Consider the following 25,401-nt stretch of genomic DNA (forward strand, 5'->3'; position numbering starts at 1 on the left):
GCGATGATTTATTGGTTATTGCTTCATGCCCTGGTCAAACCAATCTTTGATGGATTGCAGGTCTGCAGCTGAAAGGGTACCTCCGAGAGGCATTGTTTTACTGACTAAGACAACTTGTTTGATCCGGGCGGCATTTGCGGTAACGGTACCGTAACCATCAAAACTCCAGGCCGCAGATGCTTTTCTGCCGGGAGCATGGCAGCCGGCACACCTGGCCTGAAATATAGGCTGGATTGTTGCAGCGTAGCTAACCTGGATACCGGGTTTTTCCGGTACCACAGGTTTAGGTTCTTCGGCCTGTTTTTTTGTACAGGCAGCAAGTAAAATTATACTGATGGTTAGGGTAATCAAGGGAGATGTGTATTTTGACATAGCAGTAATTTAAGGGGTTAAGGCAATTGTGTTTACAGTCAGGATCGGCCACAGCCCTGCTCCAACGCTGACTCCTTTGGTATCACCGCGTTTGGCATCAGGCCCGAAATAATACAGGGGATGACCTTTATAGGTTAATTGTATTTTTCCGGCAGAGGTAATCTGCGCCATCATGTCCTTTTTAAGTACTGAAGGAACATTCAGAATCGCTGATTCGTAAATTGGCCAGGTACTGTTGTTGCTTAAATCTGCTTTGGTATAGGTATTCAGATTGAACTTGTCCGGAGCATAAGCATACAGCGTTCTGCCGGCTGCATCGGTCAGATACTGGGTAACACCGGTTCCTTCTTTCAGATCGGCCGTATAATTTTTACCGTCTATACCTACCAGCTGATTGTTGGCCAGCATAATTGAATAGTCAGGTTTTGCAACAAACCAGGTTCCGCCGGAGCCATCTCCATTAGTGTCATTTTTATTGGCATCTCCGGAAAAATAATACAATGGCCAGCCTTTGTAAACGGTTTGGTTTTTGCCGTCGGCACGGGTAATTGTAGTGATGTCGGTTGCAGTTATTCCTGCGGGTGCAGTTTCATTACCGGCATAATATGGTGCCCAGGTTATTGCACAGGCACCTGAACAGCCTGATGTACCGTTTGCATCGATAGCGAAAAAATAAAGCGTTTTCCCATTGGCATCGGTAAGGATGCTGCCAAAAGTTGCATTGGTCGTTAATGCAAGGCTGGAACTGGCTGGCGGATTAGTTGGCGGATTACCATAGGGATCCTGACCAGATGGTGCAGAATCATTGTTTTTTGAACAGGCCGACAGCAAAACGATAAGCGTTAAGCTGCAAAGGGCGGCCAGATGTTTTTTAAAAGATAGGACCATGGTTGTTAAGGCTAAATGTGAATAATTAGGTGAATTATCACGGTTACGGAAATAGTTGTTTAAAGGTTGTGTACTCCAGGAAGAAAATTTGGGGAATAAAAAATAATTGACTGTAATACAGCTTTTTATATGAAAAAATAAATTTTCTTATTAGGTTTGGCAACCTTTCGTTCACGGGTTACGTATAGGTTGAAAATGGCGCAGGTTAAATTATAAGAATAGGTGCAAAGTATCATTAACGGGTGCATCAAAAAAGAAAGGTCCAGTCAGTACTTACTCTATAAAGAATTTTATAGTTATTGCATGGCTATATGCCGCCGGTACGCTTTAAATGATGATGATGCTGCCGAAGTTTTGAATGACGGATTCCTGAAAGTATTTACTCATATTGATAAATATGACCCTGAAAAGCCATTCAAGCCATGGATTGCCCGGATAATCACTAATACTGCTATTGACCATTATCGGATGAACCTGAAATTTTCAGCTCATGATGATGTGAATGACTATGAAGATATTGGCCATGCTGCGGCTATTTACGATCAGCTTGCCTACAAAGATTTATTAATTTTAGTTCAGACGCTTTCCCCGGCTTATCGTACAGTATTTAATTTATATGCTATTGATGGTTATTCTCACGAAGAAATAGCCACCCTTTTAAAAATATCTACAGGAACATCTAAATCGAACCTATTTAAAGCAAGACAACAGTTAAGAGAAAAACTCATAGTGCTGAATATGAACAAACCTCCGGATATCTCAGCTGATTTACAGATTGAGCGTAAGATGAGCGGTTATAATGGAGAACAAATCTGAGTATTAACAATGGAATGCAAAAAAAACAATAAATACTGATGAATAAAGACAACGATATAGATCAGCTATTTAAAGATGGGTTAAGCGATCCGGAGATCCCTTTCAATGAAATGGACTGGGAAAAGATGGAACGAAAATTAGCCATGCAGGAAAAGAAAAGGGTTATTCCGGCATGGGTTTATACAGCAAGCGGAATAGCAGCAGTATTGATGATTTCACTGTACCTTTATTTTTCGGCTCCGGTAAGTTCTGATAAACAGGTGATTAAAGATCCTTTAACGAATCACAGACGCGAACCGGGAAAAGAATCAGCTCCGGTAATAACCAGAGATTCATTAAACGGACAACCTTTAGAGAAATCCGGAGAAGAACTGACCGGAAACAATGCTGAGGGAATATTATTCAGCAAGTCTGATCTGGTTGATCAGGAAAGAGGATTACCAAAAGAATTACCTGACAGCAATGCGGTAACATTGATCGTACCTGTACTGAATTCTGCATCATCTTTATGGCCGCAGCCGGCAATAGTTGTACCGGCTTTGCCTGAAAAAAACTTTGCAGTGAGTGCTAAGTCGCCACAACCGGTCAGGGTTGAGACAGATAGTGCCGCCCTGGTCAGGAAAGCAAATGCGCTGGCCAATAGCAGAGATCCGTTTGAAAAGGCAGATGCTGAAAAAATCGCACGTAGTGTAAAAGCAAAGATGGAAAGTGCTTTACAGCCACAAAATGATTTGATATTAAGTGCTATGGCAGCACCGGATATGTCTTTTGCAAAATCAAGCAAACCTTCTAAAGTGAGTTCTAATGTAGGTGTACTGGCAACTTATGCGTTTACGCCAAAAATCAGCATGACTTCGGGGGCTATCTATTCCAGGAAATTTTATAATTCGGGCGGGACAACGCCTCAAAATAATAGTTATATGCCTGGCTCAGACTGGCAGGTCAGCGCGGATTGTAATGTGCTGGATGTTCCGCTGAATGTGAATTATAAGATTTTTAACCGGAAAAAACTGTCTGTTAGTGTTAACACCGGGCTTTCGAGTTATTTTATGCTCAAAGAAAAATATCAGTTTACTACCGGACAGGGAGCTGCTCAGCAGATCTCAAATGTAGAAATTGATAATCAGAACCAGCATATTTTTGGAATTGCCAATGTATCTGTAAGCTTTGATCATCAGCTGAGCCGGTCGGTTAGTGTGGGGGTACAGCCTTTTGCAAAACTGCCTTTAACAGGGATTGGTTATGGCGACGCGAGTTTGAAATCTGCAGGTTTATCTTTCTCGCTGAATATCGGTCTGTTCCCGGCTAAAAAGCCAGGGAAATACGCAGCTGTCCGGTATTAACAACTGCGTATGTATTTGATAATTAGATTGTAGTAGTAATGTATTTATTTTCCAGTGTGCCGTCATCATATAATTTGATGATCGCATATCCCGGAGGCGTTTCCTGATAATAATAAGGCTGGGCTGATTTTTCATCACCTTTACCCCACCAGAAGCCACTCATGGCTCCATTGCAATAATATTCAACGCCGTTATACCAGGCTCTGTCCAGTAAATGCTGGTGCCCGCTAAGACATACTTTAACCTTGTCTTTGTATTTGTAGAATAACTTTTTAAGCTCTTTGTGATCGCCATGCTGTCCGCCTTCCCAGGTATTGGTAACAGTTAGTACCGGATAATGTGACATCAGTAATACAGGGGTGCCCGGAGCCAGCTGATGTAATTCATTTTCCAGCCATTTAAACTGTTCTTCATCCAGTGAGGTATTTTTGTTATTACCGTCAAGGATAATGAAATGCCAGCCGTTTTTTGAAAAACTATAATAACGGTTAGGGATTTTTAATCTTTTAACCACATAGTCTTTGCCATACATTTCATCTTCTTTGGATGGAGCTGCCCACCAGGTATCGTGATTACCTATACAGCTGTGCAGTTCATATCCTGAGATCTGGCTGATGCATTTATCCCATACTGCCCATTGTTCTATGACCTGTTCACGTTTGATATTATCGTAATCTGCCGCATGGATACTATCACCTCCGTTAAGAAAAAAATCTACTTTCAGTTTTTTAATTTCCTGCAGACATTTTTCAAATCTGTCTGTTGCATCTTCAAATTGTCTGATATGTACATCTGTAATGTGAGCTACAGTTAAAACCAGTTTTCTTTTAGGTGCCCGCTGTGCTTCTGTTTCAGTTAAAACAGTGGCCGCGTGCCCTGCTTTTCCAAGGGCTACGCCCAAAGCGGCAACCGGGATTGCTTTTAATAAACTTCTTCGTTTCATTTGCTGTGTTTTTTTAGAGCCTGTTTAAAATCTTTGGATATGGAGTTTAAACAGGCCCGGTTTATGCGGCTGGTTACCAGCCTTTAGGTTGTGTCAGTTTTGGGTTAAGTAAGAGCTGCTGGAATGGAATCGGGAAATAATAATACTTAGTCTCATCAAATGATCTTGGTGTGCTTACATTTTCCGGGAACATAATAAAACCTGAAGTCGTATTACTCAGATAGAAACTATTGCTGTTCAGATAATACATAACCAGGTTAGCACGAACGGCAGCTGGAACACTGGCAATAGGGTCTGTCTGATCCGGAGATTGCAGAATTGCGATGTCTTCTATTCCGTCACCTGTTACATCCATTGCACCGAGTTTGGCAACATAGATTCCCTGGGTAGGCCTTTCCAGTAATTTTCCGGCTTTCCATCTTAATAAATCGGCATATCTGAAACCTTCACAAGCCAGCTCTACATTACGTTCGCGGCGTATTTCAAGTAAAGCACCTTTATTACCGCTTGAAACCTGAGGATACATATTGGTGAGTACGGGATCCGGATTTGCGTTTGCCATCCCGATGTTTAACGGGGCAATACCAGCACGGTTCCGCAGTATGTTGATGGTCTGATCAATATCACTCTGGTTTAGGGTTCCAAGTTCTGCTTTGGCTTCTGCATTAATCAGCAGGACTTCTGCATAACGCATCACCGGTAAATCTGTAAATTGAGTATATACTTTTGTAGTGGGGTCTACAGCGTAAAACTTGATTTGCGGATAACCGCCAAAAGTTGGTCTGATTTTGTTTGGTATCCCTCCCAGGTTGGTCGCAAATCCCGGAGGCATAATTGTCGTGGCCATTCTTGGATCACGGTTTTTAAAGACTTCTGTAAATGTCTTTTTATCCCAGTCCGGACTGCTGGTAAAAGGAGTTCCGTCAACCATCAGATAAGTATCTGCCAGAGATTTACTCAGCGACCACTGCCAGTCAAAAACATAGTGTGTACTGTTTTCACGGTTGAGCGCCTGATCATAGTCCTGATAAAAAAGTATCTCTTTATTAGAACTCAGGTCTAAACTGGTAAATATCTTTTGATAATCTTCTCCTTTTTTACCGGTATTGTAGATAGAAAAGCCAGCGCCCATAATTTCTTTGGAGGCCGAAGCTGCTCTTTCCAGAAATGTATTTGCAGAACCTTGTAAACCAAGTTCATCATGATATTTGCGGAAGGTACCTTCGTAAAGGCAGAATCTTGCCAGCATAGCCATAGATGCCCATTTAGTGATTCTGGTAGTGGTACCGGTGGGTTTAACATGGCTGGCCGCATATTCAAGGTCGGCACGGATAGAGTCGGCAACCAGGGTACGCGGATCTTTAGCTTTATACAGTGCGGCTTCATCGTTAGCATCCAGTACTGTGGTATAATAAGGTACATCTCCATATCGTTTTAGCATAGCAAAATAGAAATTGGCTCTGTAAAAACGGGCAATACCTTTGAAATGATCAATAGTTGCCTGATCACCCTGTACATCCTTCAGGTTATTGAGCATATAGTTTATTCTGCGCAGATTCTGCCATTCCCAGGTTTTAACATTGACAGTTGTTGCAGAAATTTTACCTCTGATCATGTTGTCAATTTCACTGCCGCCAAGGTATACAGAGATATTATCTGAAAATACATCGTCAGTACCCGGACCGAGAGCAGTAATTCCTTCCATTTCATAAAAACCATTACTATAGGTTTCTAAATCGGCGGTGGTTTTGAAAAAATCCTTGGGATTAATTGAGGTTTGCGGAGGCCTTTCCAGGAAGTCTTTTTTACAACCTGTAAGTATGGTTATGGCCAGTATAACAATAACCAGGGGATGATAATATCTTGAGTTCATGTGATTAGAAATTAAGGTTCATGCCAAATGAATAGGTACGCTGGAACGGATATATATTACCCTGTAATCCTTCCGGATCCAGCTTCACTTTAAGTTTGGAGTATTCGAAAAGATTCTCCCCGCTTACATAGAAATGAACATTTTCCAGTTTGAGTTTCTTCAGTATGCTTTTTGGAAGTGTATAACCGATAGTTAGGTTTTTAACTCTCAGGTATGCTGCATTCTGCAGATACCTGGTGTTTGGAATACCCAGCTCTTCTCCGGTGTCTTCTGCTGCATAAGCTTTGACTCTCGGGAAATAAGCATTTGGCGTTTCCGGAGTCCAGTGATCCATATTCTGCGTGGTAACGTTTGTCCATGGCTGGGCATAGATACCCCAGAAATAGATATTGCTGCCTTGTGCATACCAGTCTCTTTTCCCAACGCCCTGTAAGAATACTCTGACGTCAAATCCTTTCCAGGATGCGGAAAGATCAATGCTGTATGGAAGGTGAATCCGGCTGTTACCGATTTTGTATAAATCACCGGAATTGCCAACTGTTTTATTGCCAAAATCAACTTTTCCATCTCCGTTACGATCTTTGAATTTGATATCTCCGACAAAGTACTGGTATCGCTGATCGTCAGTACCCACAGCAGTCTGGTTAGCATGGTTTTTCAGTTCATCAGCATTCTGGAAAAATCCTTCTGATTCCAGTCCCCAGATTTCGCCGATTTCCATGCCTTCGTAATAGCTTTTACCATCAAATGCAAATGATTTGGTCGGGTTGTCGAAACGGGTAATATAGGCTCTGCTGTCACTTAATGCAAAAGTTACATTGTAAGAGAGGGGAGAACCACCTACCTGTACTGCATCTCTCCAGTTCAGTCTGACTTCCCATCCTTTGGTTTTCAGATCGGCTGAGTTTGTAGTCGGAGAAGCGGTACCAAATACACCAGGTAATAATTTGCCCGGAACAAGCATGTTTTTTGTATAGCGGGTATATTTATCCAGGTTTAATTCCAGTTTGTTTTTGAAAAAGGTAAGGTCGGCTCCCATATTGATAGTTGAAACCTTTTCCCAGGTGAAGTCACTGGATATGGCTCCCGGCGGGTTAACATAGGTATTTTGTTTGCCATCAAGGATCTGTGTTCCTTTTTTACTGTTCATTAAGGCTACATAATCATATTCGCCAACGGATGCCTGATTACCCAGAACACCATATGAGCCTCTGATTTTAAACTGGTTCATTCCTATTGCTTCTTTAACAGGTTTGAAGAAGCTTTCTTCGGAAATTACCCATCCGGCAGATGCTGAAGGAACAAATGCCCATCTTTTGCCTGCTCCGAAACGTGATGAACCGTCATAACGTCCGTTAAATTCAACGAGGTATTTTTCTTTGAAATTATAGTTCAGTCTGTAGAAAATGCCCTGTACAGCCCATTCTCTAATGTTTTCTGTAATGGTCTGATCGCCGGTGGCTAAATTAACCGAAGGGATGTTATTGGAAATTAAGAGTTTTCTGGAAGCTAAGAAGTTGGTGTTGATAGAGTGCTCCTGGTTATAACCAACCAGGCCTGAAATAAAATGATTACCTAATCTTTTATGGGCTTCTGTATATAAGTTGACTACGTCATATTTTGCATTGATATTTCTGTTGGACGCATCTGAGGATGTTGCCAGCGGCGGGGCCAGGTTAGGCCCTGTTTTGTAAGGTACAGGAATACTGTAAGAGCGGCTCAGTGTATCAACTCTTCTGAAGGTTGCATCTCCTTTCAAACTCCAGACATCTTTGATTAGGGAGGCATCAAAAGAGAAGGTAGTCTGAACAGTATGATTGTCCACATTTTTTCTGCCACCTTGTTGTGCAGCTCCTAATACGCTTGCTCCTGCAGAAGTCCATGAACCATCTGGATTTCTGGGTACATCAATTACGTTACTGCGGTTAATTGCCTGGAAATAGGAATCGTTGTCAACAATGTTCGGAGCCTGGTAAGTACCTGCGCTAAATAGCGTATTGTTGGAAAGGGTAAGCCATTTGGTTACATTGAGGTCTACTTTCCCTCTCATATTGTAAAGGTTGTTTTTCTCTTTGGCATCTTTGGCCATTCCATTCTGGCTGTAATAATTTGCAGACAGATAATAACTTACCTGATCGGCTTTTTTAGAGATGGTCACCCCGGCATTATAAGTTGGAGCGGTTTTATTATAGGCTTCTTTTAACCAGTCTGTTGTACCGATATAAAACCATTTGTTAGGATCATTGGGATCAAGGATTACACTGGGTAATGAAGGATCCAGAGAGCGTAAACGTGCTGCTTCTACGAGGTTTGCGCTATAGGCAGGATTATATAATGGGTAGGCTGCCTCATTTTTGATCTGCAGTGCTGTATAGGGATTAGTCACTACATCCGGTAATTTCCCAACTGTCCGGATAGCGGTATAACTGTTCACGCTTACATTCAGCTTATTCGTTTTTGCAGATTTAGTTGTGATTAAAACCACACCGAAAGCAGCTCTTGAACCATAAATTGCGGCTGATGCTGCGTCTTTCAAAACGGAAACACTTTCTACATCGGCAGAGTTCAGCATTAAGAGCTCGGAGGCGGAGAAGGGTACGTTATCAACGAGTATCAATGGATTACCTCCGTTTATAGAAGTATAACCACGGATATTAAATTCGGGTGCAGTATTGGGCTTACCATTGGCAATGGAGATATTCAGATTGGGGATTAAACCCTGTAATCCCTGTCCTAAGTTAACAACCGGTCTGTTTTCGAGTTGTTTTGAGGTAATTGCATCAACTGCTCCTGTCAGGTTTGCTTTTTTCTGTGTACCATAACCTACTACCACAACTTCAGTTAAATCTGAAAGGACTGGTGTAAGTGTAATATTGATATTACCCGACTGGGAAACAGGTGCTTCCTGTGATTTATAGCCTAAATAGGTGAAAACCAGAACCGCATTCGCATCAGCCACTTTAAACTGGAAATTTCCGTTTTCATCTGTTTTATACCAGGTTTTTGTGCCTTTAACGAGGATAGAAACTGAAGGCAAAGGCAAACCTTTTTCATCCAGTACTCTTCCCTTTATGTCAATATCTTTAAAGAGACTGATAATCTTAGTGATCAGGGACACTGACAATGGTTTGATCACAATAGTATTGGCCTCAATGGCATAGGTTAACTGCTGACCTGCAAGACAGGTCTTCATTACCTCATCAATAGAGGTATGGTTAAACCTGACGTCAATTACTTTGTTTGTCTGCAGCTTGTCCTGTTCCCAGAGTACGTTATAGCCGGTTTGTTTCCTGATCTCTTTGAAGATGTATTTTATAGCTACATTTTTTCGTGTTAAGGAGATGTTCTGGGCATTACTGCTGGCAGCTGCCTGCAGCAGGAACGTAATCATTAACACTGTAGTAAGTTTAATGCTCATTATTAATTGTCTTTTAAACGTTGCATCAAGACCTGGAATACCAGGCAGCTTAACTGGCAAAAATTTAGCAATGCAGGCGCTTAACCTGCGAAAAAAAATAGTATAAATTGTATACATTTGATCGTTTGTTGTGGGTTTTAAATATTCTATCTCCTAGTTTATTCTTATAACCTCAATCAAGCATAATGGTCAGTGATGTTTGCAGCATCACTGGCTTTTTTTGAGATTACAGTTCTGTATGGTTTATTTTACGACTATAATCTTCCTCCCTTCAATTTTAAAGTGAACTGATCCTGTTAATTCCAGTGTTTTTAAGATTTGTGATACTTTCCCGAATCTTGATACAGTACCGCTAAAGTGTTTTTCGCGCAGGTCTTTCTCCTGGAAATCGACTTTGACATCATACCAGCGTTCTACCTTTTTCATGATGTTTTCCAGATCTTCATTATTGAACATAAAAAGACCATCTTTCCAGGCTAGTATTTCTTCTATATCTGCCGGCATAACCTGGATATGATTTTCCGTGATAGCCTGTTGCCCGGGTTTTAATATTTGCTGTTCCAGCTTGTTATCTGTCAGAGAAACTTTAACACTGCCTTCGGCCAGTGTTGTTTTTATTTTACTTTCATCGGCATAGGCACTAACGTTAAAATGTGTACCCAGAACTTCAATTTTTTGCTTGCCGCTATTGACAATAAATGGCATCTCCTTATTTTTTGCTACCTCAAAATAAGCTTCACCCTGGAGTTTAACTTTACGCTCAGAGCCGCTGAATCTGGCCGGGAAACTCAATGATGAAGCAGCATTCAACCAGACTTTAGTTCCGTCAGGTAAATTGACCTGATACTGGCCGCCTCTCGGGGTTTCTATCGTATTGAGGGATGCGGCTGTTTTAAGACCGGCCGCTGCATCCGGAGCTGACTGTATAGTATAAATCAGCTGGCCTTTGCTGGTTTTGGTAATCAGACAGCCGGACTGTCTGGCTATTGCACCATTTGATGCTTCGTCAAGAATTATTTTTGAACCGTCAGCTAAGGTTAGGAGTGCCTTATTACCTCCGGGATGTATATCTGTTCTGCTATAGTCTGATAATTCATTTTGCTGAAAGGTATGGTGTGGGGAAATGCCAAAATACAAACCAGTGCTGATTAATAAAATTGCAGCAGCAGCATACCAGTATGCCCTTGATCCTGCTGATTTTTTCTTTTGGTTTTCTGCCAGGATAGCAGCCCATAGCTCCTGTTCTGTCGCTGAATAATCAGGCTCTTCAATATCTTGTTGTACATTTGCTGTCTCTTTCAGATACCAGCTTTCTACCAGGGATATTTCTTCCGGGGTACAGTCGCCTTTGAGGTATTTCGCTATTAATTTTTTCGCTCTTTCGTTTTCCATGGTATCACCGGTTTAACGGCTCATATGGTTAAGAACGTTTGCTCAAAGCAAGGTAGTAGAGGAAATGAAAATATTTTTAAAATCTTTTTACAGATAGAAAAATAACAGGATTCCGGCCAGAGGGCCCAGTTTTAAGCGCAATATTTTAATTGCATTACTCATCTGTTTTTTAACTGTTTTATCAGAAATCTCCATCTTGAATGCAATCTCCTTATGAGACAGATTTACTTTCCGGCTCAATTCAAAAACTTCCCGCATTTTTGATGGCAGTTTAGCAATTTCTTTTTCAATGTGGCCGGCAAGTTCACGGTTACGAACCAGGTGATCTGTTATATCTGTCCCTTCATCTATGAACTTTTCCAGAGAATTCATGTATTTTTCTCTGACCTTACCGCGTTCAAATGATTTCAGAATACTGTTTCTGACAGATGCATATAAAAAAGAAGATAAAGAGGTATGTAAGTCCAGTGTGGAAGATTTAGACCAGACCATCACAAATACATCCTGGATAACATCTCTTGATTCTTCTTCGTTTTGTAAAATCTTCCGGGAATACCTGTACAGTATACTCCAGTATCTTTTATAAATTTCAGCATAAGCATGATGATCGTGCTCTTTTAAAAGCGCAAGTAAATCATCATCTGAAAGCGAATCATAAGTGACCATTAACCCATTCTTATATTTGGAACAAAACAACCGTTAATTCTTGAATATACGATTCCTTGTTTATTATTATTTTGTTAACTATTCCCATTAAAGTGTAGTTAGTGTTAAGCCTTATTAAACACTGTGTATTAATGCTAAACGTTTACGCAGGTTAAGCTACTAAAAATTTTAATCGGTTGTATAGAACATTATTCTGTTGTACCCGATCAATTTTGTTGATTCACAATTGTTTATTCTGAAAATAATAGGGTAATCAGTTTATTTATCTTTTATCCTGCGCAGGAATAAGATCAAGCGATCTTTATCGCATCTTTAAACTGTTTCTTAACCAAATATAAATTAAAGATGACGATCCAGATTAAGCATAATTTTGGGGCGGGACCATGTATCCTTCCTGCCAGTGTATTGGAACAGGCTGCCCAGGCAGTGAAAAATTGGGATAACAGCGGACTGTCTATCCTTGAAGTGTCTCACCGCTCTCCAAAATTTGAAGAAGTAGTACAGCAAACAGAAGAATTGGTAAGGGAACTTTTAGAAGTACCGGAAGATTATGCCGTACTTTTTTTACAGGGAGGAGCAAGTACACAGTTCTCCATGATCCCGCAGAACTTTTTGCAGAAGCATCAGAAAGCTGCTTATCTTGATGCCGGGTTGTTTGGACACAAATCCATTAAGGAGGCAAGATATTTTGGTGAGGTGGAGGTGGTGGGTTCTTCGGCCGGTGCCGCCTATGCCATGGTGCCTGAAATAGGCACGGTTACCAAAGATACCGCATATTTTCACTGCACTTCGAACAATACAATTGAAGGTACGGAAATGTTCACATTTCCGGATCTGGGAGTTCCGTTAATCTGCGACATGTCTTCTGATATTTTTAGCAGGGTTATTCCAATTGAACAGTTTGACCTGGTTTATGCAGGTGCACAGAAAAATATGGGGCCGGCAGGAATGACACTGGTATTAGTGAAAAATGAATTACTGGATACGGTTAAACATCCGGTGCCTTCTATGTCTGATTACCGGATTTACCGCGATAATCAAAGTATGTTTAATACCCCGCCTGTATATTCTATTTATGTAGCTATGCTAAATCTCCGGTGGTTAAAAGCTAATGGGGGAGTAGCACAGATAGAAAAGGATAATATAGCTAAGGCAGCAATGTTATATGCTGAAATAGAAAGGAATCCTTTGTTTTACGGAATGGCCGATAAGGCACATCGTTCCAGGGTAAATGTTTGTTTTAAAATGCATGATCTTGCTAAAGAAGATGATTTCCTGTCTTTTGCTGCAGAAAGAGGTATGGTAGGAATCAAAGGCTACCGTACTGCCGGAGGTTTCAGGGCTTCACTTTATAATGCACTGCAGATTGATTCTGTTAAAGCGCTGGTAGCTTGTATGCAAGATTACGAGAAACACAGTTTATTATCATATGGCAACAATTAGACCTTTCGTGGCCTTAAGGCCGCAAGAAGTTTATATCGACAAAATGTTAGCGCTCAAAGCTTCCTCCTGTAATGGGAGGAGCAATGGGGGCATCGCCGGGATGCTGGATAACAGGCTTCCTGAAAATAAAGAGCTGACCAACGCGCATATTTCAGCGAATCTCAAAAAAATGATACTCGCTGGTGATTTTTATCAGGAAGAGCATCCCTGTATCTTTATTTATGAAATAACACAGGGTACTCATGTGCAAACAGGTGTATGGGCAGTAACCGATCTGGATGACTTTGAGAATGGTCATATCAAAACGCATGAAGCTACGGTAGATTCTAATTCCGTGGGTTTAATTAACTACAGGAATGAAGTTGGGCTGGAAGGCGGACCTTTATTAATGACCTACCGGCCGAGCAGGGCTATCAGCTCAATTTTAAATCAGCTCAAAAGGGCTGAAGCTAATTCTGTGTATTATGCCAATAAGGTCTTCCACAGGATATGGACAGTTTATGATCTGAAAACGATCCGGCAGCTGAGTCTGTATTTTGCTGAACTGCAGCATGTTTATCTTGCTGATGGACATCATCGCCTGATGGCAGCAGTTAAATACAGAAATATAGCCCGCGAAACTTTAGCGGAACAGGCAAACTTTAATTTTATCTCTTCTTTTTATCTATCCAGTGATCAGCTGAGAATCAAAGAGTCTTACCGCGTTATAATTCCTGCTGAAGAAATCTGTGTTGATCAGGTTTTCAGGGCATTAAAAAAGATCTTTTCGGTAACCAGATCACAACGTAATGAACCTGTAAGACCCCAGCAGGAACGTGAATTCGGCCTGTTTATGGAAGGTAAATGGTACCGGATGGTTTACAAACTGCATGATAGAACCGGTTTGCCGGATGCGTGTTTATTACAGCAAAAGGTATTTGAACCATTATTTAAGATTGAGAATACAGAGACAGACCCGCAGGTAACTTCTGTAGGTGGTGCCGGAGCTTTAACGGAAATTCAACATATGCTGGCTGAGAATCCTGTTGCAATTGCCTTTACACTGGCGGTTATTAACGCGGATCAGCTGATGGAGATTGCCCAGCGGGGGATCAAACTTCCTCCGAAATCTACCTGGGTAGAACCAAAGATTCCTTTTGGTTTGTTACTGAGAAAATTATAGCGGACTACCTTGCTGATTTGAAAACCGACCTTTCCAAAATGGAAGGGTTGGATTTATTGTGTCTGAGCCATTTAAAATATAATCGGCCCTGACATGTATTTAAAAGCTATTTATTGATAATTGTGGCCCCGGGCATATCATTTGGGTTTAGGTTATGAAAAAATAAAATCTAATGGAAGATAGTTCCATGATGGTTGAAAACAATTATAATAATTATGGAAAATCAAATGATATTTGTGCGTGTTGCCACATTAAATGATATCAGATATGCCGATGAAATAGTTAGGGAGACTGAAGCCTCTGCAATTGTAAGAGGATCAGGAATTGCAAAACGTTCTCCTGAATCAATAGCACAGAAAATGCGTGATGGCAGAGCTGTGATTGCTGTTACCAGCAGCGGAGAATGGGCGGGTTTCGCTTATTTTCAACCCTATGAAAACAATAAATTCGTTTCCAACTCCGGCCTGATTGTTTCTCCTGTATTCAGGAATTCGGGAGTTGCCAAAGCCATTAAAGAAAGAGTTTTCAAAATGTCAAGGATGATGTATCCTGATGCAAAAATCATAAGTATCACTTCGGGTGCAGCAATTATGAAGATGAATTCTGCTTTAGGTTTTGAACCGGTTACTTTCTCAGATATTACTCATGATGAATTCTTTTGGGAAGGTTGTAAAAGTTGTGTGAATTATGACATCCTGGAAGGCAAGAAAAAATGTAACTGCTTATGTACAGCTATGTTATTTGACCCGGAAAAAAATCAGGCAGATACTGTTCCTGCCGAAGTATTAAGACATTTTCCTATGTATTTTTTCAGAAGCTAATTAATCTTTTATTTATGAAACAAGATTTTGAATATCAGACTGATCAGGATTCTTTTTTCCCTTATCAGGTAGAATCCTTTGAATTATTAAAACAACTTATCGCAACACCTTCATTTAGCGGACAGGAAGAAAAAACGGCTAATCTCATCGAGTCATTTCTTCAGGATAATTACGTATTCACTTTAAGAAAGCATAATAACATCTGGTGTTATAATCTTCATTTTGACCATACCAAGCCAACAATTCTGCTGAATTCACATCATGATACCGTCCGCCCTACAGCTGCTTATAATAAAAATCCTTTCGAGCCTGTTGTGAGTGATGGCAAATTATACGGGCTGGGAAGTAATGATGCCGGCGGGGCACTGGTTTCGCTGATTGCAACTTTCCTCCATTTCTTTAAAAGAAGAGATCTGCCTTTCAATATTTGTCTGGCAGCAACTGCCGAAGAAGAAAACTCCGGTGATAAAGGGCTTAAATGTATACTGAGTGATCTTCTTCCTGTTTCTTTTGCCATTGTTGGTGAACCAACCAATATGCAGATGGCCATTGCAGAAAAGGGCTCAATGGTACTGGATTGTAAATCTTTCGGGCGTTCGGGGCATGCCGCCAGAGAAGAGGGAGATAATGCGATATACAGAGCGTTAAAGGATATTCAGTGGTTTTCATCTTATGTGTTCCCGATTGAATCGAGAGTTATGGGGCCGGTTAAGATGACGGTTACAGAAGTGAATGCAGGGATACAGCATAATATTGTTCCGGCAGAATGTAATTTTACGGTGGATATCAGATTGACAGATGCTTATACTGAAAAGGAACTCTTACATATTATTCAGAATCATACTTTTTGTGAATTCACAGTTCGTCCGGGGGTATTAAAACCTTCGTGTATCAACCAGTTACACCCTATAGTTAAAACAGGTCTTTCTATTGGAAGATCTGCGTATATTTCTCCTACCAGTTCAGATCAGGGCTGGCTGGATATGCCTTCTGTGAAGATGGGGCCCGGTGAATCGGCCCGGTCACATACGGCTGATGAATTCATTTATCTGGAAGAAATTAAAGAAGGAATGGATCTGTATGTTCAGCTACTGGAATCGTTGTTTCCTTATCTGGTAAACAATCCCGGATCTAAAGGAGAATAAAGATTTTCATTGATGCTTTTGCTGGCCCTGGTATTTGAAAAATACCGGGGCCTTTTTGTATTTATAAACTGGAGGGGAAATCTGCTGATGCTGAAAAATAAGCTATATTAACCTGGTCAAACTGTACCTGGCAGCACAAAAAGACCTGTCTGATTGATACGGATGTTAAAATAGCTTAATAACTGGATAAACATGGATTGCTTTTTTTGGTAAAAACATCCTTTCTTTATAAAAACCAATATAAACCGAAAACGTATAAAACGATTAGAATGAGAAAGAATCATTTCGCTGTAGTACTGATCATATCCCTGTTTTTTTTGTGGGGCTTTGCATTAAACCTGAATCCTATCCTTATTCCTCATTTAAAAAAAGCATGTCAGCTTTCAGATACACAATCTGCATTTATAGACTCTGCGTCTTATATTGCTTACTTTCTGCTCGCCATTCCTGCTGGTAAATTTATGAAGAGATTTGGTTACAAGGGAGGTATTGTACTGGGGTTATTGTTATTTGCATTCGGGGCATTTCTTTTTTATCCTGCAGCTGTAACCAGGTCTTATGTATTCTTTTTAGTAGCCCTGTTTATTATCGCCAGTGGTTTAGCCTTTCTGGAAACAGCAGCTAATCCTTATATAACTGTATTGGGTGATGAAAAGGGAGCTACACAGCGATTAAATTTTGCACAGTCTTTTAACGGCCTTGCTGCTACTCTGGCGCCGCTTTTAGGTGGGATGTTTATTCTATCAGGGGAAAAACTTGACCCGGCTGCAGAAGCAGCGATGAGCCCGGAGCAGCTTAATGTTTATCTGAATCATGAGGCTTCGTCTGTTAAAATCCCCTTTTTGATTATAGGTGCTGTGGTATTACTGGTTGCTGTTTTTCTGATCAGAACTCCATTACCTGAAATTGAAGATCATGAAGGTGATGCTAATCAAAGCGGATCGCTGTTAAGGGAAAAGAATCTGATGTTTGGTGTGATTGCACAGTTTTTTTATGTTGGTGCACAGGTTTGTGTAGGTAGTTTCTTTATCCGTTTTTCTGCTCATGTGGCCGGTATCGCCGAAAAATCAGCAGCACTATATCTTTCCGGCGCTTTGCTTGGCTTTATGGCAGGCCGGTTTATCGGAACTTTCTTAATGCAATATATTTCGCCACCTAAACTGCTGGCTGTTTATAGCCTGATTAATATTGCCCTGATTGCTGCGGCGGTAACGATGAATGGTATGGCTGCGGTGTATGCATTGATGGGAGTTGTGTTTTTTATGTCTATTATGTTTCCTACTATATTTTCACTGAGTATCCGCGGATTGGGGTCAAGAATGAAAGAGGGCTCTTCTTTAGTGATTATGGCCATTGTTGGCGGAGCAGTTTTTCCTGTTCTGATGGGAAAAGTATCTGATATGACTAATATTCATACGGCATATATTGTACCGGCTTTATGTTTTGCAGTTGTTTTCTATTTTGCACTGACCAATCTGAAAGTAAAAAAGATTAAATTAACTACTGCACATTAAAATTTGGACCGATGAAGATTGATGCGCATCAGCATTTCTGGAAGTATGACAGAGAGAGACATGACTGGATTGGTGAGGAGATGGCTGTTATCCGCAGGGATTTCCTGCCTGAAGATCTTGCGGGGTTACTTCTTGAAAATGAGATAGATGGCTGTATAGCTGTTCAGGCAGATCAGTCGGCAGAGGAAACAGCATTTTTATTGCAGCTGGCAGACTCCGCTGATTTTATTAAAGGGGTAGTAGGATGGGTAGATCTGCAGGCGACAGACATTAAAGATCAGCTGGATCAGTATAGTGAATATAAGCTTTTAAAGGGATTCAGACATATTCTGCAGGCAGAAAAACAGCGTGACTTATGTTTGGCAAATTCTTTTCAGCGGGGCATAGCTTCGCTGGAGCATTACGGATTTGCGTATGATATCTTAATTCATGAAGATCAGCTGCCCTTTATTCCTGCACTGGTATCGCGTTTTCCAAATCAGCGTTTTGTTATAGATCATCTGGCAAAACCGGGTATCAGGAAAAAAGAAATCAGAGATTGGAAAAAAGGGATTGAACAGGTGGCAGTAAATGAAAATGTATCCTGTAAAATATCGGGACTGGTAACTGAGGCCGATTTAAAAACATGGACAGATGATGATTTTACTCCTTATCTGGACGTAGTGGTTAATGCTTTCGGAACTAACCGGATCATGTACGGATCAGACTGGCCGGTATGTCTGGCAGCAGGAAATTATACCAGAGTTTTACAATTGGTAAAGTCGTATTTTAGTTCTTTTTCTACCTTTGAGCAGGAGCTTTTTTTTGGACAGAATGCAAAGGCATTTTACTGCCTAAATGAATAAGATTAACAGGAGGGAGATTTAAGAGATGACAAACTCAGCTATTATTACAATTGATATCGATACTGCATTATCAGATTCTTTTTCAACGGCTTATTTATCAGCTGAATCTTTTCAACTGAACCTGAGCTGCAGAATCAGTTTTAACCAGTTGCTTTTTTTTAAGAAAGGTAAAGGTAAATTACTGATCGATGGAGAAAGTTATACGGTTTCTCCGAATACACTGATTTTACTGGCTAAAAACCAGGTCTATTCATTTAAAATAAATCAGGGGCTGGAAGCTTATAGTCTTTGTTTTGGAGACTGTTTCTGGGAAAAAACGCCTGCAAGTTCCAATAACTGCAAGGCTACTTTATTTAATGCAGCTTCAGCAAATCAATATCTGAAACTTCAGAAAGATGATGCGGCTGAACTTAACAGGTTATTCCAGGAAATACTCGCAGAGTTTAATACAGCTGATTATTCCAATAAGGGTGATGTGCTGGCTGCATTCCTGAAGATCCTGATTATTAAGATAGCTAATTTTCACGCCTTGCTGGCAAAGATTACTGACCGGAACGATCATAAGATCTATCAGAAATTTGTCGATCTGCTGGCTAATAATTATCAGGTTTCACATGATGTGACTTTTTTTGCAGAAAAACTGAATATCTCCAGCAGGAAACTGACAGAGCTTTGCAGAAAACATGCGGGTAAAGGTGCTAAAGATATAATTCAGCTTCAGCTTGTAGCTGAAGCAAAAAGATTTTTGCAGTTCAGTTCCAGGTCTATCAAAGAAATTTCTTCCATGCTGAACTTTTCCAATCCTTACCAGTTTAGTCATTTTTTTAAGAAAAACACTTCTTTTCCACCAGAAAGGTATAGGAAACAGATTACAGGTTTTGGCATTTAAACCACCGGTTCTGACATTTCAGGAAATTTTTATGCTCCTAATTTTGTGGGTATAAAAAAGAAAGATTATGTCAGTTACTCAACCGAAATCTGTTGCGGGAATTGTTATTCCGGACAGTAAAATTGCATCTCAGGCCACAGAATTACTTCGTGAATATGGTACGGATTTTATTTATAACCACTCCTTAAGGGTTTTCTTGTTTTCAGCTTTAAAAGGGAACCGGGAAGGGTTTATCTACGATCCGGAACTATTGTATGTGAGTTCCGTTTTTCATGATCTGGGATTGACTAAAAAATATTCAAGTCCTGATAAACGTTTCGAAGTAGATGGTGCCAATGCAGCACGGGATTTCCTTCAAAGTCATGGTCTGCCAAAAGAAGCTTTACAACTGGTATGGGATGCAATTGCTTTCCACACGACTATTGGCATTGCTGAATACAAAGAACCGGAAGTAGCATTGATGTATTCTGGTGTGGGTTTAGATGTGATGGGAGAGGGATATGAGCAATTAAGTACTGCCCACAGGGAGGAAATTATTTCTGTTTTTCCCAGAACAGATTTTAAAAAGAAAATCATTCCGACTTTCTTCTCAGGTTTTGAACATAAAACAGAAACCACTTTTGGGAATATTAAAGCAGATGTCTGTGCTTATATGATTCCCAATTTTGAGCGGAAAAACTTTTGTGACTGCATTTTGTGTTCACCATGGTCTGAATAATTAAGGACGGTAGCATACCCCTAATGCTGAGATTTGTTTAAATTGGACAAAATTTATCAGTATGAAGAAAACTATCCTTTATTTAGCCGTTACAGTTTCTTGTTTTACAGCCTGTAAGCCGGGTGAGAAAAATGAAAATATAACCTCACCCGACTCCGCAGCTGTAAAGATGATTAATGATTCCAGTTTTGCTGGTCATATTAAAGTTTTGGCCTCTGATGAATTTCAGGGACGTAAACCGTTTACTGCCGGGGAAACCAGGTCAATCAATTATCTGAAAGAGCAATTCAGTCTGCTGGGGCTTAAACCTGGAAATGGAGACAGTTATTTTCAGGAAGTACCTATGGTGGAAATTAAATCTGTTCCCGATAATAAAATGATATTTAAAGGAGCAGGAGGCGAAGTAGCTGCAGATTATCTGACCGGTTTTGTAGCGGGAACAAGGAGAGTACAGCCTAAGGTAAGTTTAAATAATTCTGAAGTAGTATTCGCAGGTTACGGGATTGTTGCTCCGGAATTTAAATGGAACGATTATGCTGGTTTAAATGTAAAGGGTAAAACAGTGATTGTGATGATCAATGACCCGGGTTTTGCCGATTCTACTCTTTTTAGGGGGAAGAATATGACTTATTATGGGCGCTGGACTTATAAATTTGAAGAAGCTGCCCGCCAGGGAGCTGCTGGTATATTGATTATACATGATACCGGACCTGCTGCTTATCCCTGGTCTGTAGTGCGCAGTGGCTGGTCAAAATCTAAGCTGCAGGCAGAAGAAAAAGACAATAATATGTCCAGAGCGATTGTCGAAGGGTGGATTAGCCAGGAAACTGCCAGATCTTTATTTAAACTCAGTGGTCAGTCTGAAGCTATTTTTGCTGCTGCACGTAAACCGGGTTTCAAAGCGGTGGATCTGAAATTAAACACTTCACTGAATATCACCAATACGATTAAAAAATCTGTCTCCAATAATGTAGTGGCTGTGATACCTGGAACGAAAAGACCACAGGAAAGTATTATTTATTCTGCACACTGGGATCACCTGGGGATAGGTGAGAAAGTCAATGGGGATTCTATTTATAATGGGGCTGTAGATAATGCTACAGGTGTCGCTGCACTGCTTGAACTTGCGGGAGCTTTCCGGAAGCTGGCTAAAAAACCTGAACGCTCTATCGTATTTGTTTCCTTTACAGGTGAGGAACAGGGGCTTATTGGCTCTGAATATTATGCTAAGCATCCTGTATATCCAGTCAGTCAAACTGTTGCGGATATTAATATGGATATGATGGGGATTGCGGGAAAAACGAAGGATATTGTCGTTTATGGATATGGGCAATCAGAGCTGGAAGATTATGCAGAGGTATCAGCTAAAAAGCAAGGCAGAGTTATTGTAAAGGATCCGGTACCTTCATCCGGACTCTATTACCGGTCAGATCATTTTAACTTCGCCAAGGTCGGTATACCATCGTTATTCACTGGCTCAGGTGTTGATAATATCCTGCATGGCAGAGAATGGGGATTAAAGCAGGTGGCAGATTATACTAAATCACGTTATCATTCTCCTCAGGATAACTTTGATGCAATTACAGACCGGAGCGGAATGGTTGAAGATGTCAGATTGTTATTTGATATGGGATATCGTTTAAGCAATGAGACTACTTATCCGAAATGGAAAAACGGGTCTGAATTCAAAGCAGTCAGGGAGAAAAAATAACAGAAAAGAGAAATGATAATAAAAAAGGGGAACTATATATAGTTCCCCTTTTTTATTATCGTTATGCTGTGATCAATAAAATGTTATCTGTCATCTTACTGGAGACTGTTTTTGGCTCACTATCATCAATGGTAATTACCATTGACTGATCAAAGTCTAATTTATCCAGTACTTTGATTTTGGAACCCAGACCCAGATTCAGTTGTTTCAGGTATTTTAAAAAGGGAGTGGAGGTGTCTCTGACACTACCTACAGTACCTGTCTCGTTAATTTCAAATTCACTTAACCGCTTATTTGCATAAACAGGCATTTTTCCATTTGAAGCCGGAATCGGATCTCCATGCGGATCAAATTCAGGATTACCTAAAAAGTCATCCAGCTTTTTTGCCAGTTGTTCATCATGGATATGCTCCAGCTGCTCAGCAATGTGATGGACCTCATCCCAGTCATATTGTAATTTTTCCACTAAAAATACTTCCCATAGCCTATGTTTCCTGATAATATCCAGTGCTGCTGTTTCCCCCGGAACGGTTAGAATTGCTCCCTGGATTTTATCATAAGTGATCAGTTCTTTTTCCTTAAGTTTTCTCAGCATATCAATTACTGAGGCTGGATTATTTTCCAGGGCATCGGCTATGGCTTTAAGGCTGACCTTCGTTTCGTTTTTACCAAGATGATAAATCGTTTTCAAATAGTTCTCCTCAGAGTAAGTTTTCTTCATTTTAAGCTTCTTCAGTACAAAAGTAAATAATAATTAATTACTCTTGTAAATTAGATTAAACTAATTATGTATATTTGCCTAGTCGAAAATAATAATTGTATGAATCTAAAAGAAGATGAATAAAACAGCTGACAGTAATAAATACGATTTTTTTTTCTTCATACGATAAAATGAGAAAGAAGGTTTGGCTGAAAATTGCAAAATGGTATGCGATTTTAAGCAGAACCAGCGTTAAATAAGCAGATGATATTTAATTTTCCCTGAAGAGTTTCTACAGAATTATCTTCACTGATGATATCATAATTTAAATTTGATCCTATTTTATAAAATTATGGAAGTAGCAATTACTGTACTCGAAAATGAAATCAGAACAAAGTCAATGTTTCTGAAAAAAGAAGACCTGATGAGAAAAGATTTAAAGCAAGCCACTATAGTTATGAAGGATATTTCCAAACTTAAAACGGCGGTTAAATTGCTGAAAGATCACCATCAGAGAAAAGAAAGAATCCGGCTATAATGAAATTAGACGGTTTACAGGCTTAAAAAACAATAAATAAGAATTTTCATAAGTCAGGTTTAGGTTGATAGTGGCTTCGGTGTGGTTCCCGGAGCCATATCTTTTTATTTGTGAAAATATTTACTTATTTTATTCATCTATAGAGGTTTGGTTAATAATTGTTCTATATTTATGCTTAAATTTTCCAGCCAAATATTATTGTTCCATGCAATCTGAACCAACTCGAAACTCCGGCGGTTTACTACAAACTCCGGATGATTATGTACAAATTCCTTTTGACGGTTTTGTAAATGTTAATGACATTGTTAACAGAAGACGGCTGTTAAGAAACGCTGAATTTAATACTCCGGAACAATCCTGGGATGCAACTCTGGAGCTTCCTTCTGAAGACTTTCAGTCTGAATTTGAATAGTCAATTTCCGGCTTTCTTTTGGTAAATTAATTTTTTCATTATATTCATACAGTCTATTATATCATTTGATATACTGCCGATGAAACTATTTACTACCTATGTGACAGCTAAAAGGTGTTTGTATTTCCTGATGCTGATTCTTTTACTGATCATCCTTTCAGGTGTATTTCATCTTTTCTCTCCGCAGGTTATTTTAATACTTCATATTCTGCTCTTGCTTGATGTTTTGATCTTGTTTGTTGTTTTTCCTGTGAAGAAGAAAAAGACATTGGTAAACCAGGTATTCAGAAATGAGCAGGGGATTAGTACAGCGCAGCATGAAAATGGCTTTAAAACTATTGCCGATCAGATTCCTTTTATGGTATGGCGTTCGGATGTGGATGGGAAATGTATCTATGTAAATAATAAATGGATAGAGTTTACTGGTATTAGTTATAAAGAAAGCCTGGGTTTTGGTTTTATCAAAACGATGGCAATTCCTGAAAATCATCAGCGAAGACAGGAGTGGTGGAAAATGATCAAGGGACATCAGCCTTATGAAATAAAGTTCCAGATTAAGAATGCCTCAGGAGAGTTGCACTGGGTTCTTGCACAGGCAAATGCCTATTATATTGATAAGGTATTTATGGGTTATATCGGGAGCATCATTGATATAACCGGGCAGGAAAACTCTACAATTGCCGTTCAGGAACTATCAGACCGTAAAGATGAGTTTCTGAGTATCGCAAGTCATGAGCTGAAGACCCCGCTGACCAGTATAAAAGCCCTTTTTCAATTGATAGAAAGAAATATTGCTCCGGATCATAAGGCTTATCATTTTTTGGAGAGAGCAAATAATAATATTTTAAGACTTGAAACCTTAATTGCGAATTTACTGGACGTCTCAAAAATCAATGCAGGAAAATTGAGTTATGATTATACAGACTTCGCTTTTCATGAAATGTTAAATGAAGTTGTATCGGGGATGCAGAATATCGCACCAAATCATCATTTTATATTGAAAAAATCTGATCCGGTAAATTTTACTGGCGATAAGTTCAGATTAGAACAGGTAATCTTTAATTTTTTATCGAATGCTATTAAGTACTCCCCTGAAGGAAAAGATATTATTGTCAGCTCAGAGGTGCTTAACAATAATATTATTGTTTCTGTGCAGGATTTTGGAATAGGAATAAAGAAAGAAAACCTGACTAAGATCTTTAACAGGTATTACAGAGTTGATAATACGATTATGAAATTTGACGGACTGGGGCTGGGACTGTTTATCTCTTCTGAAATTATTAAAAGACATAACGGGAGTTTCTGGATAGAAAGTGAATTAGGTAAGGGAGCTACTTTTTACTTTATCCTGCCACTTACAGATCAGCGGGTACATGCAGAAGTAAGTACTGATGAGTTCAGCTATTATCGGGATGAAACGATTGATTTACAGTTTAACGAAGAAAAAAACAGGCTTGACGTAAACTGGACCGGTTATCAGAATTTTGTGAGTGTGCAGGATGGCTGCCTGATTATGCTTGACCTGGTAAAAAAAAGTCAGGCGTCTAAAATATTAAATGATAATTCGGATGTGATGGGAAACTGGTCAGAAGCCTCTGACTGGGTTTCAACAGAATGTTTACCTGCCCTGGCAGAAGCTGGTGTCAGACATATTGCCTGGATTTACTCACCCAGTATATTTAGTCAGCTTGCAGCAGATAAGAGCGTGGATCTGATTATGAGCAATATTATTATCCAGTTTTTTAATGATAAAACTTCTGCAATGCACTGGCTGGATACCATTGTGTAAATC

At 39.9% G+C, this 25,401-nt stretch carries 22 protein-coding genes; 14 read left to right on the plus strand and 8 right to left on the minus strand.

What is annotated here, in order from left to right:
- Positions 1-15: 15 nt before the first annotated feature.
- Positions 16-372 carry a c-type cytochrome gene (locus PL_RS19245; RefSeq protein WP_041878990.1) on the minus strand — a complete coding sequence of 119 codons (357 nt, stop codon included), beginning with the start codon at positions 370-372 and terminating at the stop codon, positions 16-18.
- A 9-nt stretch (positions 373-381) separates the two neighbouring features.
- Positions 382-1,260, minus strand: coding sequence for a hypothetical protein (locus tag PL_RS19250; RefSeq protein ID WP_052496093.1), 879 nt, complete (start codon positions 1,258-1,260; stop codon positions 382-384).
- Between the two features lie 222 nt (positions 1,261-1,482).
- Here PL_RS19250 and PL_RS19255 point away from each other — a divergent pair, with 222 nt between their 5' ends.
- Together PL_RS19255 and PL_RS19260 are read left to right on the plus strand one after the other, a co-directional pair.
- Positions 1,483-2,076 carry an RNA polymerase sigma factor gene (locus tag PL_RS19255; protein WP_262496923.1) on the plus strand — a complete coding sequence of 198 codons (594 nt, stop codon included), beginning with the start codon at positions 1,483-1,485 and terminating at the stop codon, positions 2,074-2,076.
- Positions 2,077-2,114: 38 nt separating this feature from the next.
- On the plus strand, positions 2,115-3,419 hold the full coding sequence (locus PL_RS19260) for an outer membrane beta-barrel protein (RefSeq protein WP_041878988.1): 1,305 nt from the start codon (positions 2,115-2,117) through the stop codon (positions 3,417-3,419).
- Between the two features lie 22 nt (positions 3,420-3,441).
- Here the strand turns inward: PL_RS19260 and PL_RS19265 are convergent, their stop codons facing one another.
- The 5 genes from PL_RS19265 to PL_RS19285 form a co-directional block, all read right to left on the minus strand.
- The gene (locus PL_RS19265; protein WP_041878985.1) at positions 3,442-4,362 is read right to left on the minus strand and encodes a metallophosphoesterase family protein; all 921 of its coding nucleotides are present in this window, start codon (positions 4,360-4,362) and stop codon (positions 3,442-3,444) included.
- 73 nt (positions 4,363-4,435) lie between these two features.
- Positions 4,436-6,235, minus strand: coding sequence for a RagB/SusD family nutrient uptake outer membrane protein (locus tag PL_RS19270; RefSeq protein WP_041878984.1), 1,800 nt, complete (start codon positions 6,233-6,235; stop codon positions 4,436-4,438).
- A 4-nt stretch (positions 6,236-6,239) separates the two neighbouring features.
- Positions 6,240-9,653 carry a TonB-dependent receptor gene (locus PL_RS19275; RefSeq protein WP_200890696.1) on the minus strand — a complete coding sequence of 1,138 codons (3,414 nt, stop codon included), beginning with the start codon at positions 9,651-9,653 and terminating at the stop codon, positions 6,240-6,242.
- Between the two features lie 243 nt (positions 9,654-9,896).
- Positions 9,897-11,045 carry a FecR family protein gene (locus PL_RS19280; RefSeq protein ID WP_041878981.1) on the minus strand — a complete coding sequence of 383 codons (1,149 nt, stop codon included), beginning with the start codon at positions 11,043-11,045 and terminating at the stop codon, positions 9,897-9,899.
- Between the two features lie 87 nt (positions 11,046-11,132).
- Positions 11,133-11,711, minus strand: coding sequence for an RNA polymerase sigma-70 factor (locus tag PL_RS19285; protein ID WP_041878978.1), 579 nt, complete (start codon positions 11,709-11,711; stop codon positions 11,133-11,135).
- A 345-nt stretch (positions 11,712-12,056) separates the two neighbouring features.
- Between PL_RS19285 and serC the strand changes: the two genes are divergently transcribed.
- The 9 genes from serC (at position 12,057) to PL_RS19330 (ending at position 21,959) form a co-directional block, all read left to right on the plus strand.
- On the plus strand, positions 12,057-13,154 hold the full coding sequence (gene serC, locus PL_RS19290) for a 3-phosphoserine/phosphohydroxythreonine transaminase (protein ID WP_235324447.1): 1,098 nt from the start codon (positions 12,057-12,059) through the stop codon (positions 13,152-13,154).
- Positions 13,155-13,197: 43 nt separating this feature from the next.
- Positions 13,198-14,316 carry a DUF1015 family protein gene (locus tag PL_RS19295; protein ID WP_348620128.1) on the plus strand — a complete coding sequence of 373 codons (1,119 nt, stop codon included), beginning with the start codon at positions 13,198-13,200 and terminating at the stop codon, positions 14,314-14,316.
- Positions 14,317-14,531: 215 nt separating this feature from the next.
- Positions 14,532-15,137 carry an N-acetyltransferase gene (locus PL_RS19300; RefSeq protein WP_052496092.1) on the plus strand — a complete coding sequence of 202 codons (606 nt, stop codon included), beginning with the start codon at positions 14,532-14,534 and terminating at the stop codon, positions 15,135-15,137.
- A 14-nt stretch (positions 15,138-15,151) separates the two neighbouring features.
- Complete coding sequence (locus tag PL_RS19305; RefSeq protein WP_082035836.1) at positions 15,152-16,282, plus strand: M20 family metallo-hydrolase; 1,131 nt, start codon at positions 15,152-15,154, stop codon at positions 16,280-16,282.
- 269 nt (positions 16,283-16,551) lie between these two features.
- Complete coding sequence (gene fucP / locus PL_RS19310; RefSeq protein ID WP_348620130.1) at positions 16,552-17,796, plus strand: L-fucose:H+ symporter permease; 1,245 nt, start codon at positions 16,552-16,554, stop codon at positions 17,794-17,796.
- Between the two features lie 11 nt (positions 17,797-17,807).
- Entirely contained in the window at positions 17,808-18,641 is an 834-nt protein-coding gene (locus PL_RS19315; RefSeq protein ID WP_041878972.1) for an amidohydrolase family protein, read from the plus strand.
- A gap of 25 nt (positions 18,642-18,666) precedes the next feature.
- Positions 18,667-19,530 carry an AraC family transcriptional regulator gene (locus PL_RS19320; protein ID WP_041878969.1) on the plus strand — a complete coding sequence of 288 codons (864 nt, stop codon included), beginning with the start codon at positions 18,667-18,669 and terminating at the stop codon, positions 19,528-19,530.
- 67 nt (positions 19,531-19,597) lie between these two features.
- On the plus strand, positions 19,598-20,248 hold the full coding sequence (locus PL_RS19325) for an HD domain-containing protein (RefSeq protein ID WP_041878966.1): 651 nt from the start codon (positions 19,598-19,600) through the stop codon (positions 20,246-20,248).
- 61 nt (positions 20,249-20,309) lie between these two features.
- Positions 20,310-21,959 carry a M28 family metallopeptidase gene (locus PL_RS19330; protein ID WP_041878963.1) on the plus strand — a complete coding sequence of 550 codons (1,650 nt, stop codon included), beginning with the start codon at positions 20,310-20,312 and terminating at the stop codon, positions 21,957-21,959.
- Between the two features lie 61 nt (positions 21,960-22,020).
- Here PL_RS19330 and PL_RS19335 read toward each other — a convergent pair whose 3' ends face one another.
- Positions 22,021-22,680 (minus strand): metal-dependent transcriptional regulator, encoded by a 660-nt coding sequence (locus tag PL_RS19335; RefSeq protein ID WP_041882654.1) that lies wholly within the window; start codon positions 22,678-22,680, stop codon positions 22,021-22,023.
- 331 nt (positions 22,681-23,011) lie between these two features.
- On the opposite strand from PL_RS19335, the gene PL_RS19340 reads away from it, so the two are divergent.
- The 3 genes from PL_RS19340 (at position 23,012) to PL_RS19350 (ending at position 25,398) form a co-directional block, all read left to right on the plus strand.
- The gene (locus PL_RS19340; protein WP_041882656.1) at positions 23,012-23,197 is read left to right on the plus strand and encodes a hypothetical protein; all 186 of its coding nucleotides are present in this window, start codon (positions 23,012-23,014) and stop codon (positions 23,195-23,197) included.
- Between the two features lie 205 nt (positions 23,198-23,402).
- Positions 23,403-23,609 (plus strand): hypothetical protein, encoded by a 207-nt coding sequence (locus PL_RS19345; RefSeq protein ID WP_041882657.1) that lies wholly within the window; start codon positions 23,403-23,405, stop codon positions 23,607-23,609.
- Positions 23,610-23,688: 79 nt separating this feature from the next.
- The gene (locus tag PL_RS19350; protein ID WP_082035941.1) at positions 23,689-25,398 is read left to right on the plus strand and encodes a PAS domain-containing sensor histidine kinase; all 1,710 of its coding nucleotides are present in this window, start codon (positions 23,689-23,691) and stop codon (positions 25,396-25,398) included.
- Positions 25,399-25,401: the final 3 nt, after the last annotated feature.

Source organism: Pedobacter lusitanus (assembly GCF_040026395.1).
Lineage (GTDB): Bacteria > Bacteroidota > Bacteroidia > Sphingobacteriales > Sphingobacteriaceae > Pedobacter > Pedobacter lusitanus.

What these genes read in the sequence shown, in the direction of transcription:
- PL_RS19275 (WP_200890696.1), bottom strand. Translation starts at nt 9,653, where the DNA reads ATGAGCATTAAACTTACTACAGTGTTAATGATTACGTTCCTGCTGCAG.
- PL_RS19295 (WP_348620128.1), top strand. Translation starts at nt 13,198, where the DNA reads ATGTTAGCGCTCAAAGCTTCCTCCTGTAATGGGAGGAGCAATGGGGGC.
- PL_RS19265 (WP_041878985.1), bottom strand. Translation starts at nt 4,362, where the DNA reads ATGAAACGAAGAAGTTTATTAAAAGCAATCCCGGTTGCCGCTTTGGGC.
- PL_RS19250 (WP_052496093.1), bottom strand. Translation starts at nt 1,260, where the DNA reads ATGGTCCTATCTTTTAAAAAACATCTGGCCGCCCTTTGCAGCTTAACG.
- PL_RS19270 (WP_041878984.1), bottom strand. Translation starts at nt 6,235, where the DNA reads ATGAACTCAAGATATTATCATCCCCTGGTTATTGTTATACTGGCCATA.
- PL_RS19245 (WP_041878990.1), bottom strand. Translation starts at nt 372, where the DNA reads ATGTCAAAATACACATCTCCCTTGATTACCCTAACCATCAGTATAATT.
- PL_RS19280 (WP_041878981.1), bottom strand. Translation starts at nt 11,045, where the DNA reads ATGGAAAACGAAAGAGCGAAAAAATTAATAGCGAAATACCTCAAAGGC.
- PL_RS19330 (WP_041878963.1), top strand. Translation starts at nt 20,310, where the DNA reads ATGAAGAAAACTATCCTTTATTTAGCCGTTACAGTTTCTTGTTTTACA.
- PL_RS19320 (WP_041878969.1), top strand. Translation starts at nt 18,667, where the DNA reads ATGACAAACTCAGCTATTATTACAATTGATATCGATACTGCATTATCA.
- PL_RS19340 (WP_041882656.1), top strand. Translation starts at nt 23,012, where the DNA reads ATGGAAGTAGCAATTACTGTACTCGAAAATGAAATCAGAACAAAGTCA.
- PL_RS19335 (WP_041882654.1), bottom strand. Translation starts at nt 22,680, where the DNA reads ATGAAGAAAACTTACTCTGAGGAGAACTATTTGAAAACGATTTATCAT.
- fucP (WP_348620130.1), top strand. Translation starts at nt 16,552, where the DNA reads ATGAGAAAGAATCATTTCGCTGTAGTACTGATCATATCCCTGTTTTTT.
- PL_RS19300 (WP_052496092.1), top strand. Translation starts at nt 14,532, where the DNA reads ATGGAAAATCAAATGATATTTGTGCGTGTTGCCACATTAAATGATATC.
- PL_RS19350 (WP_082035941.1), top strand. Translation starts at nt 23,689, where the DNA reads ATGAAACTATTTACTACCTATGTGACAGCTAAAAGGTGTTTGTATTTC.
- PL_RS19285 (WP_041878978.1), bottom strand. Translation starts at nt 11,711, where the DNA reads ATGGTCACTTATGATTCGCTTTCAGATGATGATTTACTTGCGCTTTTA.
- serC (WP_235324447.1), top strand. Translation starts at nt 12,057, where the DNA reads ATGACGATCCAGATTAAGCATAATTTTGGGGCGGGACCATGTATCCTT.
- PL_RS19315 (WP_041878972.1), top strand. Translation starts at nt 17,808, where the DNA reads ATGAAGATTGATGCGCATCAGCATTTCTGGAAGTATGACAGAGAGAGA.
- PL_RS19260 (WP_041878988.1), top strand. Translation starts at nt 2,115, where the DNA reads ATGAATAAAGACAACGATATAGATCAGCTATTTAAAGATGGGTTAAGC.
- PL_RS19325 (WP_041878966.1), top strand. Translation starts at nt 19,598, where the DNA reads ATGTCAGTTACTCAACCGAAATCTGTTGCGGGAATTGTTATTCCGGAC.
- PL_RS19345 (WP_041882657.1), top strand. Translation starts at nt 23,403, where the DNA reads ATGCAATCTGAACCAACTCGAAACTCCGGCGGTTTACTACAAACTCCG.
- PL_RS19305 (WP_082035836.1), top strand. Translation starts at nt 15,152, where the DNA reads ATGAAACAAGATTTTGAATATCAGACTGATCAGGATTCTTTTTTCCCT.